14 protein-coding genes are annotated in these 14,990 nt (G+C 70.8%); 6 read left to right on the plus strand and 8 right to left on the minus strand.

Annotated features, from left to right (window positions below; genetic code table 11):
* Positions 1-1,872 carry a protein kinase gene (locus AB0K52_RS23085; protein ID WP_363535988.1) on the plus strand — a complete coding sequence of 624 codons (1,872 nt, stop codon included), beginning with the start codon at positions 1-3 and terminating at the stop codon, positions 1,870-1,872.
* 216 nt (positions 1,873-2,088) lie between these two features.
* Here AB0K52_RS23085 and AB0K52_RS23090 read toward each other — a convergent pair whose 3' ends face one another.
* Positions 2,089-2,436 (minus strand): hypothetical protein, encoded by a 348-nt coding sequence (locus AB0K52_RS23090; RefSeq protein WP_363535991.1) that lies wholly within the window; start codon positions 2,434-2,436, stop codon positions 2,089-2,091.
* 394 nt (positions 2,437-2,830) lie between these two features.
* Here AB0K52_RS23090 and AB0K52_RS23095 point away from each other — a divergent pair, with 394 nt between their 5' ends.
* Complete coding sequence (locus AB0K52_RS23095) at positions 2,831-3,340, plus strand: DUF3145 domain-containing protein (RefSeq protein ID WP_363535994.1); 510 nt, start codon at positions 2,831-2,833, stop codon at positions 3,338-3,340.
* Between the two features lie 252 nt (positions 3,341-3,592).
* Here the strand turns inward: AB0K52_RS23095 and AB0K52_RS23100 are convergent, their stop codons facing one another.
* Positions 3,593-4,240, minus strand: a complete 648-nt coding sequence (locus tag AB0K52_RS23100; protein ID WP_363535997.1) for a disulfide bond formation protein DsbA — start codon at positions 4,238-4,240, stop codon at positions 3,593-3,595.
* Between the two features lie 156 nt (positions 4,241-4,396).
* On the opposite strand from AB0K52_RS23100, the gene AB0K52_RS23105 reads away from it, so the two are divergent.
* Entirely contained in the window at positions 4,397-5,239 is an 843-nt protein-coding gene (locus AB0K52_RS23105; protein ID WP_363536000.1) for a helix-turn-helix domain-containing protein, read from the plus strand.
* 114 nt (positions 5,240-5,353) lie between these two features.
* Here AB0K52_RS23105 and truB read toward each other — a convergent pair whose 3' ends face one another.
* The 4 genes from truB to AB0K52_RS23125 all read right to left on the minus strand — a co-directional run bounded on the left by truB (position 5,354) and on the right by AB0K52_RS23125 (position 8,693).
* Positions 5,354-6,268 carry a tRNA pseudouridine(55) synthase TruB gene (gene truB, locus AB0K52_RS23110; protein WP_363536003.1) on the minus strand — a complete coding sequence of 305 codons (915 nt, stop codon included), beginning with the start codon at positions 6,266-6,268 and terminating at the stop codon, positions 5,354-5,356.
* Between the two features lie 228 nt (positions 6,269-6,496).
* On the minus strand, positions 6,497-7,822 hold the full coding sequence (locus AB0K52_RS23115) for an MATE family efflux transporter (RefSeq protein WP_363536006.1): 1,326 nt from the start codon (positions 7,820-7,822) through the stop codon (positions 6,497-6,499).
* Complete coding sequence (gene rbfA / locus AB0K52_RS23120; RefSeq protein WP_363536008.1) at positions 7,819-8,265, minus strand: 30S ribosome-binding factor RbfA; 447 nt, start codon at positions 8,263-8,265, stop codon at positions 7,819-7,821. The genes AB0K52_RS23115 and rbfA overlap by 4 nt, the downstream gene beginning before the upstream one ends.
* Before the next feature lie 131 nt (positions 8,266-8,396).
* Positions 8,397-8,693 carry a DUF503 domain-containing protein gene (locus AB0K52_RS23125; protein WP_208493861.1) on the minus strand — a complete coding sequence of 99 codons (297 nt, stop codon included), beginning with the start codon at positions 8,691-8,693 and terminating at the stop codon, positions 8,397-8,399.
* A 216-nt stretch (positions 8,694-8,909) separates the two neighbouring features.
* Between AB0K52_RS23125 and AB0K52_RS23130 the strand changes: the two genes are divergently transcribed.
* The 3 genes from AB0K52_RS23130 to AB0K52_RS23140 all read left to right on the plus strand — a co-directional run bounded on the left by AB0K52_RS23130 (position 8,910) and on the right by AB0K52_RS23140 (position 11,489).
* Positions 8,910-9,443 carry a DUF6069 family protein gene (locus tag AB0K52_RS23130; RefSeq protein ID WP_363536011.1) on the plus strand — a complete coding sequence of 178 codons (534 nt, stop codon included), beginning with the start codon at positions 8,910-8,912 and terminating at the stop codon, positions 9,441-9,443.
* A gap of 75 nt (positions 9,444-9,518) precedes the next feature.
* The gene (locus AB0K52_RS23135; RefSeq protein ID WP_363536013.1) at positions 9,519-10,781 is read left to right on the plus strand and encodes a sensor domain-containing protein; all 1,263 of its coding nucleotides are present in this window, start codon (positions 9,519-9,521) and stop codon (positions 10,779-10,781) included.
* A gap of 60 nt (positions 10,782-10,841) precedes the next feature.
* A complete protein-coding gene (locus AB0K52_RS23140; RefSeq protein WP_363536016.1) occupies positions 10,842-11,489 on the plus strand; it encodes a response regulator transcription factor in 648 nt (215 codons plus the stop codon).
* On the opposite strand, the gene AB0K52_RS23145 is transcribed toward AB0K52_RS23140, so the two are convergent.
* On the minus strand, positions 11,486-12,916 hold the full coding sequence (locus AB0K52_RS23145; RefSeq protein WP_363536019.1) for a methyltransferase: 1,431 nt from the start codon (positions 12,914-12,916) through the stop codon (positions 11,486-11,488). The genes AB0K52_RS23140 and AB0K52_RS23145 overlap by 4 nt on opposite strands.
* On the minus strand, positions 12,916-14,990 hold a 2,075-nt coding region (gene infB / locus AB0K52_RS23150; RefSeq protein WP_363536022.1), incomplete at its 5' end, for a translation initiation factor IF-2. The genes AB0K52_RS23145 and infB, both read right to left, overlap by 1 nt.

Consider the following 14,990-nt stretch of genomic DNA (forward strand, 5'->3'; position numbering starts at 1 on the left):
TTGAGCTCCCCCACTCCTGCCATCCCCGGCTACCGCGACTTCGCGATGGTCGCGCACGGTTCGACCGCGTTCGTCTACACGGCCGTCCAGGAGCGCCTCGACCGCACGGTCGCCGTCAAGGTCCTGCTCGTCGACGACGACATGACCACCGCGGACTCGGTCGAGAAGGAGCTCGAGGCCACCGTCGCGGTCTCGAACCACCCCCACATCGTCTCGATCATCGACACCGGCCACACCGAGGCCGCGCAGCCGTACATCGTCATGGAGTACTGCGAAGGCGGCTCGTACTCGGCGATCCTCAAGGCCGGCGGGCCGCTCCCCGTCGAAGACGTCATCGACGTGGGCGTCAAGATCGGGCAGGCCCTCCAGGCCGCGCACAACGCGGACATCCTCCACCGGGACGTCAAGCCCCAGAACATCCTGCGCGGCCAGTACGGCCCCGCGCTCGCCGACTTCGGCATCGCCCGCAGCGGCGCCTCGCTCGCCGCCACCGCCGCGATCGACAAGCTCACGCCGCTCCACGCCTCCCCTGAGGCGCTGCTGCGCCAGGCGCAGACGCCCGCGAGCGACCTGTTCAGCCTCGCGTCGAGCATGTGGCACCTCCTCGCCGGGTTCGCGCCGTTCGCGAACCCCGAGGGCGGGACCGACCCCGACACGCACCGCGCGCGCGTCACCTCCGACGCTCCGCCGCCGAAGCTCCCCCGCGACGACGTGCCCGATTGGCTGGAGAGCCTGCTCGTGCGCGGCCTCTCCCGCGACCCGGCGCGCAGGCCCGCCTCGGGCCAGGCGTTCGCCGAGGAGCTGCAGCGCGGCATGTACGGCGGCGGGGTCGGCAAGGCCGCCGCGCCCGCCGTGATCGGCGACGTGAGCAACGAGGAGACGGTCTACCGACCCGAGGTCGCCTCACGGGGCACGCGGGTGCCGCTCGACCCGTTCGCTCCGGTGCAGCCCATGCCGCAGCCCGAACGCGGCGGCACGCTCGGCAGCGGCCTCACCGGAGGCCGCACCGGCGGCGGGTTCGCCGGGGAACTCGGCCACGCCGTGGACCCGCGGTACGCGCAACTCGATGGGCACGCTGAGCAGACCTCCGGCTCCGCAAGCTCCGCCGTGGCTGGCGGTCCGGTCTCGGCGGCGCCGTTCTCCGGCGCCCCGATGAGCGCCCAGCCGTTCTCGGGGGCGCCCATGAGCGCCCAGCCGTTCTCCGGCGCGCCGCAGCAGCAGGCGCTGCACAGCGGTCTCGCGCCCTACTCGGCGCCGCCGCAGGCGCCGGTGAGCATGCAGCCGCCGCCGATGCCGTGGAGCCCGCAGGCCGCGCAGCAGGCGCCGCCGATGCAGGCGGCCCCGCAGGAGCAGGTGTTCGCGCCGCCGGTGATCGGCCGCGACGGCTCCAAGCCGCGGAAGACCAAGGCGTACAAGGCCCCCAAGCAGATCCAGCCGCGCCAGAAGGACGAGCGCGGCCTCAAGTCGTACGTGTACCTCGGGCTCGCGATCACGGTGCTGCTCGGCACGGTCATGACGGTGTGGCTGTGGCTCCTGACCCCCGACAAGACCCCCGACGACCTCGACCAGGCGAACACCGACGGCAAGGGCGCGCCGACCGACGTGACCATCGCGTCCTGGAGCGACGGCGAGGTGACGCTCACCTGGACCGAACCCGAGGGCGCGACCGATTCGCTGCGGTACATCGTGTTCGCCCAGCGGGTGGGCGACGAGAAGGCCGAGGCGCTCGACGAGGTGGGCACCACCGAGCCGACCTACACCTCGGCGGGGTTCAACCCCGACCAGGACTACTGCTTCCTGGTGAGCGCCTTGTGGGAGATCAACGAGGTCCCGAAGTCCGAACCGGTCTGCACCGCCGATCTCGCCGACTGAACGTCCACCCCATTGGGGATCGTCCGATCGGGTGAGGCAAGCCCCTTCGGGTCCTTATTCGGAGTGCCTTCGATAAACGCCAATGCCATTTGCATCCGCAATCGCATCGGCGCAGTGTCGTACAAGCGATCGAGCAATTCGGAGCATGGATCGGGGACAGAGAAAAGCGCTCCACGCCCTGGCGGGCATGGAGCGCGAACGTCGCGGGTGCGAGACCTAGGCGGCGACGGCCTCGGCGGCGAAGGCGCCGGCCTCTTCGAGGGTCTTGAGGGTGGTGTCCCAGCCCTGCTCCGCGGGGAGCTTGGCGGCGAGGCCCTCGATCTCGGCCTTGATCTTCTCACCGTGGCCGGCGGCGGCGAGGGCCTTGACGGCCTCGGTGAACGCCTCGGAGCCGGTGGCGAGGTGCAGGGTCTTGCCGTCGGTCAGGTTGCGCAGGTACACGTGCTTGCCGTTGTTCAGCGGGATCAGGTACTTGAACTCGCCGAGGACGCTGAGGCCGGCGGTGCCCTTGCCCTGGCCGGCCTTGACGGAAGCGCGTGCTGTCTTGGAAGTGTTGGCTGCCACGCCGGTCTCCTCACCTTGTCGTGTAAGACGAATCTTCGGCCTGACACAGGAAGAGCAGCCCTCATGGCGGGCACTGAACCTGGGTTGGACCACAAAAGAAAACCGACAGTACGCCGGTCATGCGCAAGTGTAGCTCAGGTGCCGGGTGCGGCAACTAGCACACGTACCGGGTGTGACGCATCGAATGATCGAAAAAGTGAGCCCCCGGAGCGGTTTAAGCCTAGCGCGATGCTTTCGAAGCTGTCAGTATGTAACTGAGCGGAATAGCGCGCCGGGTTCGAGTTCATCCCACTCTCATCCCGGCCGATACCCGTTGCACGACTTCAAGTCGTTATGAAATGACCACAAGGAGTGAGCCAGTACTCAGATACGCCGATTCCCAAGGAGGTGCGCGATGCAGACACGCGGCGTGATCTACATCCACTCCAGCCCGTCTGCGGTCTGCCCGCATGTCGAGTGGGCGATCGGCCGTGTCCTGGAGCGCTCCGGTTCCGCGAGCCAGGGCGTGAAGCTGGGCTGGACCCCCCAGCAGGCCGAGCGCAGCACCATGCGCGCCGAGCGCGCCTGGACGGGCTACGCCGGCATGGGCGCCGAGTTCGCGAAGGCCCTCGCCCAGTGGCCGATGCTGCGTTTCGAGGTCACCGAGGACCCGAGCGCGGGCGTCGACGGCGAGCGGATCATGCACGTCCCCGGTCGCGGCATCTACCGCGCGGCGATGAGCGCCGGCGGCGAGATCATGATCGCCGAGGACCGCATCCGCGCGCTCCTGGCGACCACCACCAGCGCCGAGGCCCTGCGCAACGGGCTCGACCAGCTGCTGGGCCTGGAATGGGACCGCGAACTGCGCCCCTACCGCCAGGCCGCCGGCGGCAGCGAGCAGTCCTGGCTGTCCCAGGTCGGCTGACGCCGCCGGACGGCCTTGCCGCCCAAGGAGACCACCGTTCGGTCCCCGCGCGATCGTCGCGCGGGGACCGAACGCATCACGGCCGTCCCGAGTCGGCGTGCCCCTGGGCCGCCTTTGATGTCGTACCCCCGCGCCACCATTGATGTGGGGCGACGGCGACCGGACACACCCGACCCCGGGGGACGGAACCCTCTACTGAATACGCCGATGCCCGCGACGCAGAGCGTCGCGGGCATCGGCGTGCTCGTCCGCCTAGAGGTCGGCGGTGAGGTTGTCGAAGTTCGGGCCGTCGGTGCGGGAGCGCTTGAGCTCGTAGAAGCCCGGCGTGGTGGCCACGGCGTAGACGCCGTCCCACAGCTTCGCGGCGGCCTCGCCCATCGGGGCGGGGGTGACGACGGGGCCGAAGAGGCCGACCTGCACGCCCTCGTCGTTCTCCACGGCCACGACCGGGGTACCGACGTCGGTGCCGACGAGGCCGATGCCGCGCTGGTGCGAGGCCTCCAGCGCCTCGTCCCACTCCTCGCTCTTGCCGGCGTCGGCCAGCTCGACGGGGAGGCCGACCGCTTCGAGCGCGGCCGGGATGTAGATCTCGGAGTCCTTCTCGCCGCCGATGTGGATGCGGTTGCCGAGGGCCGTGTAGAGGCGGCCGAGGGTCTCGTTGTCGTACTGCTCGGCGACCGCGGTCGCGACCCGCACAGCCGGACGGGTCTTCGGCAGCAGATCCTGGTAGAACTCGGGGAGCTCGTCGAGCTTCGGCTCGTTGAGCACCCACAGGCTCATCACGTTCCAGCGCACGTTGATCGGGCGGAGCTTCGCGGCCTCGAGGATCCAGCGGGAGGTCATCCACGCCCACGGGCAGGCGGGGTCGAACCAGAAGTCGACGGTCTTGGTTTCAGCCATGCGCATTAGACTACTTCAAATTTAAACAAGTTTCCTGGGCGGCTCGACCCTATGATCGAGACACAACGTGGAACCACGATAAAAGGGATAAACTTGCCGTCGATGCTGGTGAATACGCGACAAGATGACATAACGGGCCGCCTTTTCGCGCCCGCCATGGAGCCGGCCGCGCACGACGGCCGCGGCCCTTCGATCGAGATCGTCACGCTCTCGCGCCTCCGCGCGGGCGGCGACGCCTCCGCGCTGACGCGGCCCTTCCGCTCCGAGCTGCACTGCCTGCTCACGCTCTCCTCGGGCGCGATGCGGCACTCGGTCGACTTCACCGAGCATGCGCTGACCCCCGGCCAGTGGCTGTGGGCGCGGCCGGGCCAGGTGCAGCAGTGGAGCGGCCTCGACCAGGCCGAAGGCACCGTCATCCGCTTCGCCACCGACTTCTTGGACCCCGACACCGCGATCGGTGTGTGCGTCGACGACCCGCACGCTCCGGTGGTGCGCGTCCCCACGGCCGAGGACCACGCGCTGCTGCGGGCGGCGACCACGCAGCTGCAATGGGAGCACTCGGCCGACCGACTGCCTCTGGACACGCGGCTGCAGGTGCTGCGGCACCTGCTCGCAGTCCTGGTCCTGCGCGTGGCGAGCCTGCCCGCACCGCAGGCCGGTCCCGATCCGAGCGAGGTGTACCTGGCCTTCCGCGACGCGGTCGAGCGCGACTTCGCGAACTCGCGCCGGCTCAGCGACTACGCCGAAGCCCTCGCCTACTCCCCCAGGACGCTCTCCCGGGCCACCCTCGCGGCCGCAGGGATCCCCGCGAAGGAGTTCATCGACCGCCGCGTCATCCTCGAAGCCAAGCGCATGCTCGCCTGCTCCCCCATCCCCGCCGCCCGCATCGGCGAACGCCTCGGCTTCACCAGCGCCACCAACTTCAACAAGTTCTTCGCCCAACGAACGGGGACCACCCCGATCGCCTTCCGGGCGACAGCCCACAAGCAGCCGGCCTGACCCACCCCGCAACCTGCGAAAACGAACAATGTCGCCCCCGCATGCGACCATCGTCCTTTTCGGTTGGCAGGAAGGCGGACGCGGGTGGGAAGGGGCACGCCGCGCCGCCGCCGCTCAGCTCGCGGCCGCGAACACCGTCTCGGGCTTGGCCTTGCCGTCGCGCTCGGTCATGACCGCGAGGAGGTCGCCGGCCTCGCTGAGGACCGCGTACCGGCCCTCGATCCCGGCCGCGTCGAGCGGCTTCCCGTACGACAGCGCCTTCGCCTCGGCGTCGGTCGCCGTGCGCGTCGGCATCAGCCGCGCCGCCGCCTCGCCCATCGCGAGCGCGCCGAGCGGCTCGCCCGCCTCCGAGCGCTCCGCGAGCGTCTCCAAGGTCGCGGCCACGTCGATGCCGAAACCACCGATCCTGGTGCGCCGCAACGCGGTCAGGTGCCCGCCGACGTTCAGCGCGTCGCCGAGGTCGCGCGCGATCGCGCGGATGTACGTGCCCGAAGAGCACGAGACGTCGACGTCGACGTCGACGAACTCGCCTTCGCGCCGGATCGCCAGCACCTCGATCGAAGCGATCGTGACCCGCCGGGCCTTGAGCTCCACGGTCTCGCCCTCGCGCACCCGCTTGTACGCGCGCTGGCCGTCGACCTTCACGGCGCTCACCGCGCTCGGCACCTGGTCGATCTCGCCGGTCATCGCCGCGAGCCCGTCGCGGATCGCGGCGTCGGCCACCACCGAGGCGTCGGCGCTCGCGATCACCTCGCCCTCGGCGTCGTCGGTGACCGTGGCCTGGCCGAGCCGGATCGTCGCGGCGTAGGACTTGTCCAGGCCGGACACGTACGTGAGCAGCTTGGTGGCCTTGCCGACCGCGACGATGAGCACGCCGGTCGCCATCGGGTCGAGCGTGCCGCCGTGGCCGACCTTGCGGGTGCCGCAGATGCGGCGCATCCGGGACACGACCCCGTGCGAGGTGATGCCCTGCGGCTTGTCGACGACGATGAGGCCCGGCTCGGCGGGCTTGGCGGAATTGGAGGTCACGGACGTAGAGGCTAATCGCGTCTTCGGCCGCGCCCGCCGCGCGGGTGGTCACTGGTGCCGGTCGAGCGATTCCTGGAGGGCGCGCAGGGCCTCCGCCTTCTCCTCGTCCCAATTATCGGGACGGTGTCGGCGCTTCCGTCGAGTCGATGAATGAGTCTTCATCCTCGACACCTTAACGAAGGTTCAGGCGAGATTCCGCGCACAATTCACATGGTGAGACAAGAATTCTCAGGCGCGCTCGGCGCCGGTGACGGCCCACTCGCCCGAGCGCAGCCGCCAGAGGATCATCGCGAGGCGCACGAGCATGAACACGGCGATGCCGCCCCAGATGCCGGCGAGGCCCCACCCGAAGACGAGCGTGAGCCACGTGAACGGCAGGCCGCTCGCGATCGATATGACGGTCATGTTCCGCATGAACCGCAGGTCGCCCGCGCCGATGAGCACCCCGTCGAGCGCGAACACGACCCCGGCCACCGGCAGGAGGAGCACGAGCCAGGGCCAGATGTAGACGAGCTGGTCGTGCACGTCGGCCGAGGCGGTGAACAGGTCCGGCAGGATCGGCAGCAGCACGAGGATCGCGAGCAGGAACGCCACGCCGTAGCCGAACCCGACGAGCGTCAACCGCTTCGCGGTGGCCCGCGCGGCGACAGGCCGGCCCGCGCCGAGGTCGGCGCCGATGAGCGCCTGCGCCGCGATCGCGACGGCGTCGAGGGCGAGCGCCGCGAAGAACCACAGCTGCATGCCGATCTGGTGCGCGCCGAGCGCGGCGGTGCCGACCCGGGCCGCCACGGCGGTGGCCGAGAAGGAGCTGACTTGGAAGGCGACGCCGCGGATGATCAAGTCGCCGTTGGCGACGAGCTGCTTCGACATGAGCGGCCGGTCGAGGCGCAGCGGCACGCCTTCACGGCGCAGCGCGAGAAGGAACAGCACGCCCGAGACGGCCTGCGCGGCGACGTTCGCCCACGCGGAACCGACCAGCCCGAGCCCGACCGGGTAGACCAGGACCGGCGCGAGGATCGCGGAGAGGAGGAACGAGGCGGTGACGAACCACATGGGGCGCTTGGTGTCCTGCACCGCGCGCATCCAGCCCTGCCCGGCCCCGGCGACGAGGAGGAAGGGCGCGCCGAGGACGGCGACGCGCAGCCATTCGGCGGCCGCGGCCTCGACGGCCGGGTCGTCGCCCATGAGTCCGGCGACCGAGCCGGCGAGGAACTGGAACGCGACGATCATCGCGAGTCCCGCGGCGAGCGCCAGCCAGGTCCCTTGGACGCCTTCGGCCACCGCGCCGGGCCGGTCCCCGGCGCCGAAGCGGCGGGAGGCCCGGGCAGTGGTGCCGTAGGCGAGGACCGCGCCGATGAACGGCGCGAGGCCCATGATGACGCCGCCGAGGGCGAGGCCCCCGAGCGGGACGGCACCGAGGTGGCCGACGACGGCCGTGTCGATGAGGAGGTAGATCGGCTCGGCGGCGAGCACGACCAGGGCCGGGATCGCGAGGGACGCGATGCGCCGGTACGAGGCCGGGCGCGGTTCGGCGTCCCGCGAGGCCGGGGTCACCGGGTGGACTCTTCCGAGTCCTCCTCTTCGTCCTTCTCTATGTACGGGTTCTCGTCGCCCGCGTACGAGGCGCCCTCGGCGAGCTTGTGCACCTCGGCGTCGGCCGCGGCGGCCTGCGCGAGGAGCGCTTCGATCCGGTTGGCCTGGTCGGGGACGGTGTCGGCCACGAACGTGAGGGACGGCGTGTGGCGCATGCCGAGCGCGCGTCCCACGGTGGTGCGGAGGTGCCCGGTGGCGCGCTCGAGACCCGCCGCGGAGGCCTTGACCTGCTCTTCGTCGCCGAGGACGGTGTAGAAGACCGTCGCTTCGCGCAGGTCGGGGGTCATGCGCGCATCGGTGATGGTGACCATGCCGACCCGGGGGTCCTTCAGCTTGCGCACCGCCTGGGCGGTGAGCTCCATGACCCGCTTCGATACCTGGGCCCGCTTCGCCGCGTCTGCCATCTTCCTGCCTTCCGCTTCACGCGCACCTCGCTTCGGGTGCGCCATACTCGTTCTCCGCCCGGGGCTTCCCCGCGGCGGCGCTGCCGCCCGCCTCCCGGCGGGCCGCAACTGGTCATGCAGCAATGCCGCGTCTACTCGTCTTCCGGGCCGAAGAGGCGGCGTCTGACGCTCAGGAGCTCCACTTCGGGCCGCCCGGCGATGTGGTGCTCGCAGGCGTCCAGGAGCTCGCGGACGTGCCGGTGCTCGCCCGCCACGGCGGCGACGCCGATGGTGGTGCGGCCGTGGACGTCCTGGTCGCCGACTTCGGCCACCGCCACCTCGTACTTCCGCAGCGAGGCGACGATCGGGCGCACATAGGAGCGCTTGGCCTTCAGCGAGCGGGAGTCCGGCGGGAGGAGAAGGTCGAATTCTGCGCATCCGGTGAACACCGCTCTAGATTACGCGCCGCCTCCGACAACTCCAAGATCTTTACCCGCCGCGGCGATCGCGGCGCATCGTGAGCTTGGAGACTCGGCGCGGTGTGAAGGACGTGAATCCGTCAAGTCCGAAAACAGCGTTTCGCGACCTCTGTACCGGGTTACTGCCACCATGAGCCGAGAAGCGGGCCGCTCGAAGCCCGCGTGGACGGCCGAGAAGGAGGAGCCATGTCCGCACCGCAAGGCGGTTGGGCCGGGAACCACGAGGAGCCGACGAGGCGGTACCAGGCGGCGGCCGAACCGCAGCCGCAGTCGGACCGCCCGCCGATCGACGCCGCGAAGCTGTGGGCGGGCGGGTTCGGCACGGGCGTGGTCGCCGCGCTGGTCGCCCTGGTGGGCATCCTGCTCGTGCGCGGGGTCTTCGGCATCCACATCCTCTCGCCGTCCGAGGCGGGCGCCTACGGCAGCTCGGCGACGACGACGTACGCGTTCGGCGCGTTCGGCGTGGCGATCCTCGCGACAGGGGTCGTCCACATGCTGCTGCTGCTCATGCCGCGCCCCATGAGCTTCTTCATCTGGATCATGCTGCTGGTGATCGCGGTGGGCGTGCTCATCCCGTTCACCGTCGTGGCCGACCTCGAGTCGCAGATCGCGACGGCCGGACTGAACTTCATCATCGGCATCTGCATCATGAGCCTGCTCAACTCGGTGGCCGGGATCGCCACCCGGGAGCCGCGCCGACCAGGGGCGGGAGTGGGCTGAGGTAGGGCTGTCCCCACCCCGAAGACACAGGACGGCCGGGTCGCCGCGGCGACCCGGCCTTTCTAGTGTTGACACATGCGAAAAACCCTGCGGCAACTGGGCGTCGACACCGGCTATCTGCTGTCGATGTTCTTCATCGCCCTGCCCTCGTTCATCATCGGCGTGGTCGGCACCGTGCTCGGCGTCGGCACGGCCGTCATCTGGATCGGCGTGCCCATCGCCGCGGCCACCCTCTTCGCGATGCGCGGCATGGCCGCCGCCGGCAGGTCCATGATCCCCGCGGTGCTGCGCCGCGAGCTGCCCCGCCCCCGCTACAAGCGCGCCCGCGAGGACGCGTCCGCCCTGCGCCGCTTCCTGACGCCGCTCACCGACGGGCAGTCCTGGCTCAACGTGCTGTGGGCGGTCGCGATCCTGCCGATCGCCATCGTCGGCTTCGCGGTCGCGATCGCATGGTGGACGGCGACCGCGGCGACGCTGCTGTACCCCGCCTACACGTGGATCATCGAGGCCGCGACGAACGGCAGCGACGACGGCCTGCACTACGCCACCGAGTGGCTGGGCTGGGGCGACTCGTACCTCGCCCGGTCGATCCTGGCGATGAGCGGCGGCGTGATCATGGCGCTGACGCTGGTGCCGGTGCTGCGCGGTCTGGCGCTGGCCCAGGCGTTCGTCGGCAAGGGCATGCTCACCTCGATCAGCGGCCTGCACGAGCGGATCGACCAGCTCGAGGAGTCCCGCAACGCGGCCACCTCGGCCGAGGCCGACGCGCTGCGCCGCATCGAGCGCGACATCCACGACGGCCCGCAGCAGCGGCTCGTGGGCCTGGGCATGGAGCTGGCCCGCGTCAAGCGCCAGCTCGCGACCAACCCCGAAGCGGCGCAAGCGACGCTGGAGGCCGCGATCGCGCAGACCCGGGAGACCATCGACGAGCTGCGGTCGCTCTCGCGCGGCATCGCCCCGCCGATCCTCACCGACCGGGGCCTCGACGCGGCGCTCGCGGCCCTCGCGGCGCGGTCGCTCGTCCCGGTCGAACTCGAGACGAACCTCAACGGCCGGTACAAGGCGAGCGTGGAGAGCACCGTCTACTTCGTGACCGCCGAGTGCCTGACGAACATCGCGAAGCACTCCCAGGCGACCAAAGCGACCGTGTCGGTGGAGGACTGGGGAGATAGGCTGGTGCTCTCGGTCGGCGACAACGGGATCGGGGGCGCGCACGTCTCGAAGGGGCACGGGCTCTCAGGTCTCACCGACCGGGTCAAGGCCGTCGAGGGCCAGTGGACCATCGACTCCCCCGACGGCGGTCCTACGGTGATCGTCGTGGAGGTTCCCAGTGCGTAGGAGCAGTGTCGACTCGAGTTCGGGGAGAGGCGCCGAAGGCGCCGGAGGATGGGGTGACGGGTGCGCGTAGTGGTGGCCGATGACGCGGTGCTCATCCGGTCGGGGCTGGTCAAGCTCCTGGAGGAGTTCGGCTGCGAAGTGGTCGCCGAGGTCGGCGACGGCGACGCCCTCGTGGAGGCCGTCGCCGAGCACCGGCCGGACGTGTCGGTGGTGGACGTGCGCATGCCGCCGTCCTTCACGGACGAGGGCCTGCGGGCCGCCACCCGCGCCCGCGAGCTCGTGCCGGGCGCGCCGGTGCTCATCCTCAGCCAGTACGTGGAGGTCTCCTACGCGGACGACCTCCTCGCCGACGCCCGCGGCGCGGTCGGCTACCTGCTGAAGGACCGCGTGATCGATGTGGACGACTTCATGGACTCCCTCAAGCGCGTCGCCGGGGGCGGCACCGTCTTCGACCCCGAGGTCGTCTCCCAGCTCATGGTGCGGCGCAGGAAGAACGACCCGGTCGCGACCCTCACCCCCCGCGAGAAGGAGGTCCTGGGCCTCATGGCCGAGGGCCACTCCAACAAGGCGATCGGCAAGCGCCTCTTCATCTCCGACGGCGCGGTCGAGAAGCACATCCGCAACATCTTCACCAAGCTGACCCTCAGCAGCGAGGACGGCGACCACCACCGCCGCGTCAAAGCGGTCCTGGCCTACCTGCGGTCCTAGGCCAGGAATCCGCGTTCGACGAGGCGGCGGATCAGCGGGTAGAGCTGGGCGTAGAGCATGGCGGGCTCGGCGCCGTACGTGTCGGCGAGGAGCTGGACCTGGAGGCGCACTTCGGCTTCGCCGTCGCAGGCGCCCATGAACTGCACGAGCAGCGGGTCCAGCTCTTCGGCGTAGCGCATGCCGTTCGTCTGCTGGAGCCACTGCAGGTCGACGTCCCAGCCCTCGTCGCCGAGCGCGGCGCTCTGCTGGAGCATGACGCCGTCGGCGACGCGGAGCTTCGCCCGCCACAGCGTCTCGGGCTCGAGATCCCTGTCGCGCAAGGCGAACCAGTCCTCGACGCGGTCGCGCCACGGCGTCTCGACCGCGTGGCGGGCCGTCTCGCAGACCACCGCGGTCGGGCCGTCGACGCGACGGACGTTCACGAAGCCGAACCCCACGGCAGCGACGTGCTGGGACTCGAACCAGTCGAGCCAGGCCGCGGCCTGCTCGGCGTCGTGGCTCTCGCCGGAGTCGCGCTGCCAGGTGCGCACGTAGTCGAGCGGGTCGAGCCGTTCGCGTTCCAGGACCCACACCCGGACGCCCTCATCGGGGAACCAGCCCGCGACGCGCTCGGCCCAGTCCGCGTCCTCGATGTGCAGCCAGTTCGCGAGGAACTGCATCGTGCCACCGGGGTTGAGCAGGTCGGCCGAGGCCGCCGCGAGTTCGGCGGCGATGCCGTCCGCTTCGCGGCCGCCGTCGCGGTAGGTCCACCCCGAGCCGGGTGTGGCGATCACGAACGGCGGGTTGGCGACCACGAGGTCGAAGCGCCGCCCAGCGACGGGCTCGAGCAGATCTCCTTGCAGGAGTTCGAGTTCCACGCCGTTCACGGCGGCGTTCAGGTCGGCGAAGGCCACCGCGCGGTCGCTCAAGTCCGTGGCGGTCACGCTCGCGGCGTGGTCGGTCAGCGCGAGCGCCTGCACCCCGCAGCCGGTGCCCAGGTCGAGCGCTGCGCCCACCGGGGCGCGGAGCGTCGCGTCCATGAGGAGCTTCGAGGCGCCGCCGACGCCGAGCACGTGCTCGCGCGTGCGGCCACCGGTGGTGTTCGGCAACTGGTCGGAGAAGAGCAGCCGGTCGCCCTCGAACTGGGCGCCCCAGCCGGCCGACAGCTCACCGTCGCCGACCAGGAGGCCGCAGGCGAGCGCTTCGTCGATGCCGAAGGGAGCGAAGGCCGCAGCGGCCGCCTCGCGCGGGACCGGCACACCGATCACGAACAGGCGGGTCCACACGCCGAGGCGGTCGTCCCCGACCTGGGCCAGCAGCGCCCGGTAGTCGCCGCGGTCGGCGGCGGCCATCGCTGCATGACCGTAGACGGCCGACAGCGCGGCTCGGCTGAAACCCTTCCGGGCCTCGCCGAGCCGCGCTGCGGCTTCGGTCTCGAGGAGACGCACTAAACGCGCGGCTTCTCGCGCATCTCGAAGGCTTCGACGATGTCGCCCTCTTCGATGTTGTTGTAGTTCTTCAAGGTGAAACCGCACTCGAAGCCCTCGCGGACCTCGGTCGCGTCGTCCTTGAACCGGCGCAGCGAGGAGATGGTCGTCTCGATGACGACCGCGCCGTCGCGCATGAGGCGGACCTTCGCGTTGCGCTTGATCGAACCGCTCGTGACCAGCGCACCGGCGATGTTGCCGAGCTTCGAGGAGCGGAACACCTCGCGGATCTCGGCGGAGCCGAGCGCCACTTCCTCGTACTCGGGCTTCAGCATGCCCTTGAGCGCGGTCTCGATCTCCTCGATCGCCTGGTAGATGACCGTGTAGTACCGGACGTCCACGCCTTCGCGGTCGGCCATGTCGCGCACGCGGCCTTCGGCCCGCACGTTGAAGGCGATGATCGTCGCCGACTCGCCGTCGCCCGCCGCAGCGAGGTTGACGTCGTTCTCGGTGACCGGACCGACGCCGCGGTGGATGACCCGCAGCTGCACTTCCTCGGGGATCTCCAGCGCGACCAAGGCCTCTTCGAGGGCCTCGACCGAACCGGCGCCGTCGCCCTTGATGATGAGGGAGAGCGTGGTGCGCTCGCCTTCGGCGATCTTGTCCATGAGGTTCTCGAGCGTGGTGCGCGAGACGCGGGCCGCCTGCTGGGCCGCGCGGCGCCGTGCCTGGCGCTGCTCGGCGATCTGGCGGACCGTGCGGTCGTCGTCGGCGGCGAGGAACACGTCGCCCGCCATCGGGACGGACGCGAGGCCCTGCACCTGCACCGGGAACGACGGGGTCGCCTCGGTGACGCGGTTGCCGTCGGCGTCGAGCATCGCCCGGACGCGGCCGTGCGCGCCGCCCGCGACGATCGAGTCGCCGACCCGCAGCGTGCCCTTCTGGACCAGGACGCTCGCGACCGGGCCGCGGCCCTTGTCGAGGTGCGCCTCGATCGCGATGCCCTGCGCGTTGCCGGTCTCCGAAGCCTCGAGCTCCAGGGACGCGTCGGCGGTGAGCAGGACCGCTTCGAGCAGGTCCGAGATGCCGATGCGCGGCTTGGCGGCCACGTCGACGAACATGGTCTGCCCGCCGTACTCCTCGGCGACCAGGCCGTACTCGGTCAGCTGCTGGCGGACCTTGGCCGGGTTCGCGTCGGGCAGGTCGACCTTGTTGACCGCGACCACGACCGGGGCGCCGGCGGCGCTCGCGTGGTTCAGGGCCTCGACCGTCTGCGGCATGACGCCGTCGTCGGCCGCGACCACGAGCACCACGATGTCGGTGACGTTCGCGCCTCGGGCACGCATGGCGGTGAACGCCTCGTGGCCCGGGGTGTCGATGAAGGTGATCGCGCGGTCTTCGCCCTCGTGCTCGACGTGCACCTGGTACGCGCCGATGTGCTGGGTGATGCCGCCCGCCTCGCCGGCGACGACGTTGGAGGACCGGATGGCGTCCAGCAGCTTCGTCTTACCGTGGTCGACGTGGCCCATGACCGTGACGACCGGGGGACGCGCGACGAACGTGTCCTTGTCCTCGGCGTCGAGGTCGATGCCGAACTGCGACAGCAGCTCGCGGTCCTCTTCCTCGGGGGACACGATCTTGATGTCCCAGTCGAGGTGGGCGCCGAGCAGCTCGAACGTCTCCTCGGACACCGACTGCGTCGCGGTCACCATCTCGCCCAAGGAGAACAGCTCCTGGACGAGGGTGCCCGGCAGGGTGCCGATCTTGTCGGCGAAGTCGGAGAGCGACGCGCCGCGGGCCAGGCGGATGGTCTCGCCGTTGCCGCGCGGAGCGCCCGACTGCATCCTCGGCGCTGCGAGGTTGTCGAACTCCTGGCGCCGCTGACGACGCGACTTGCGGGACTTGCCGCGGGGTCCGCCGCGACCGAACGCGCCGGCCGCACCGCCGCCGCGGGCCTTGCCGCCGCCGCCCGCGCGGCCACCGCCGCCGCGGTAGGGAGCCGGCGCACCGGTCGAAGGACCGGAACCGCCCGCGCCGCCGGCGCCGCCTGCGGCACCGCCGCCGGAACCGCCGAACGTGCCGCGGTAGTTGCCGC

It is taken from the genome of Glycomyces sp. NPDC049804 (genome assembly GCF_040674615.1).
Taxonomy (GTDB): Bacteria; Actinomycetota; Actinomycetes; order Mycobacteriales; family Micromonosporaceae; genus Glycomyces; species Glycomyces niveus.

What these genes read in the sequence shown, in the direction of transcription:
- AB0K52_RS23095 (WP_363535994.1), top strand. Translation starts at nt 2,831, where the DNA reads ATGCAGACACGCGGCGTGATCTACATCCACTCCAGCCCGTCTGCGGTC.
- AB0K52_RS23105 (WP_363536000.1), top strand. Translation starts at nt 4,397, where the DNA reads ATGGAGCCGGCCGCGCACGACGGCCGCGGCCCTTCGATCGAGATCGTC.
- AB0K52_RS23100 (WP_363535997.1), bottom strand. Translation starts at nt 4,240, where the DNA reads ATGGCTGAAACCAAGACCGTCGACTTCTGGTTCGACCCCGCCTGCCCG.
- AB0K52_RS23135 (WP_363536013.1), top strand. Translation starts at nt 9,519, where the DNA reads ATGCGAAAAACCCTGCGGCAACTGGGCGTCGACACCGGCTATCTGCTG.
- AB0K52_RS23130 (WP_363536011.1), top strand. Translation starts at nt 8,910, where the DNA reads ATGTCCGCACCGCAAGGCGGTTGGGCCGGGAACCACGAGGAGCCGACG.
- rbfA (WP_363536008.1), bottom strand. Translation starts at nt 8,265, where the DNA reads ATGGCAGACGCGGCGAAGCGGGCCCAGGTATCGAAGCGGGTCATGGAG.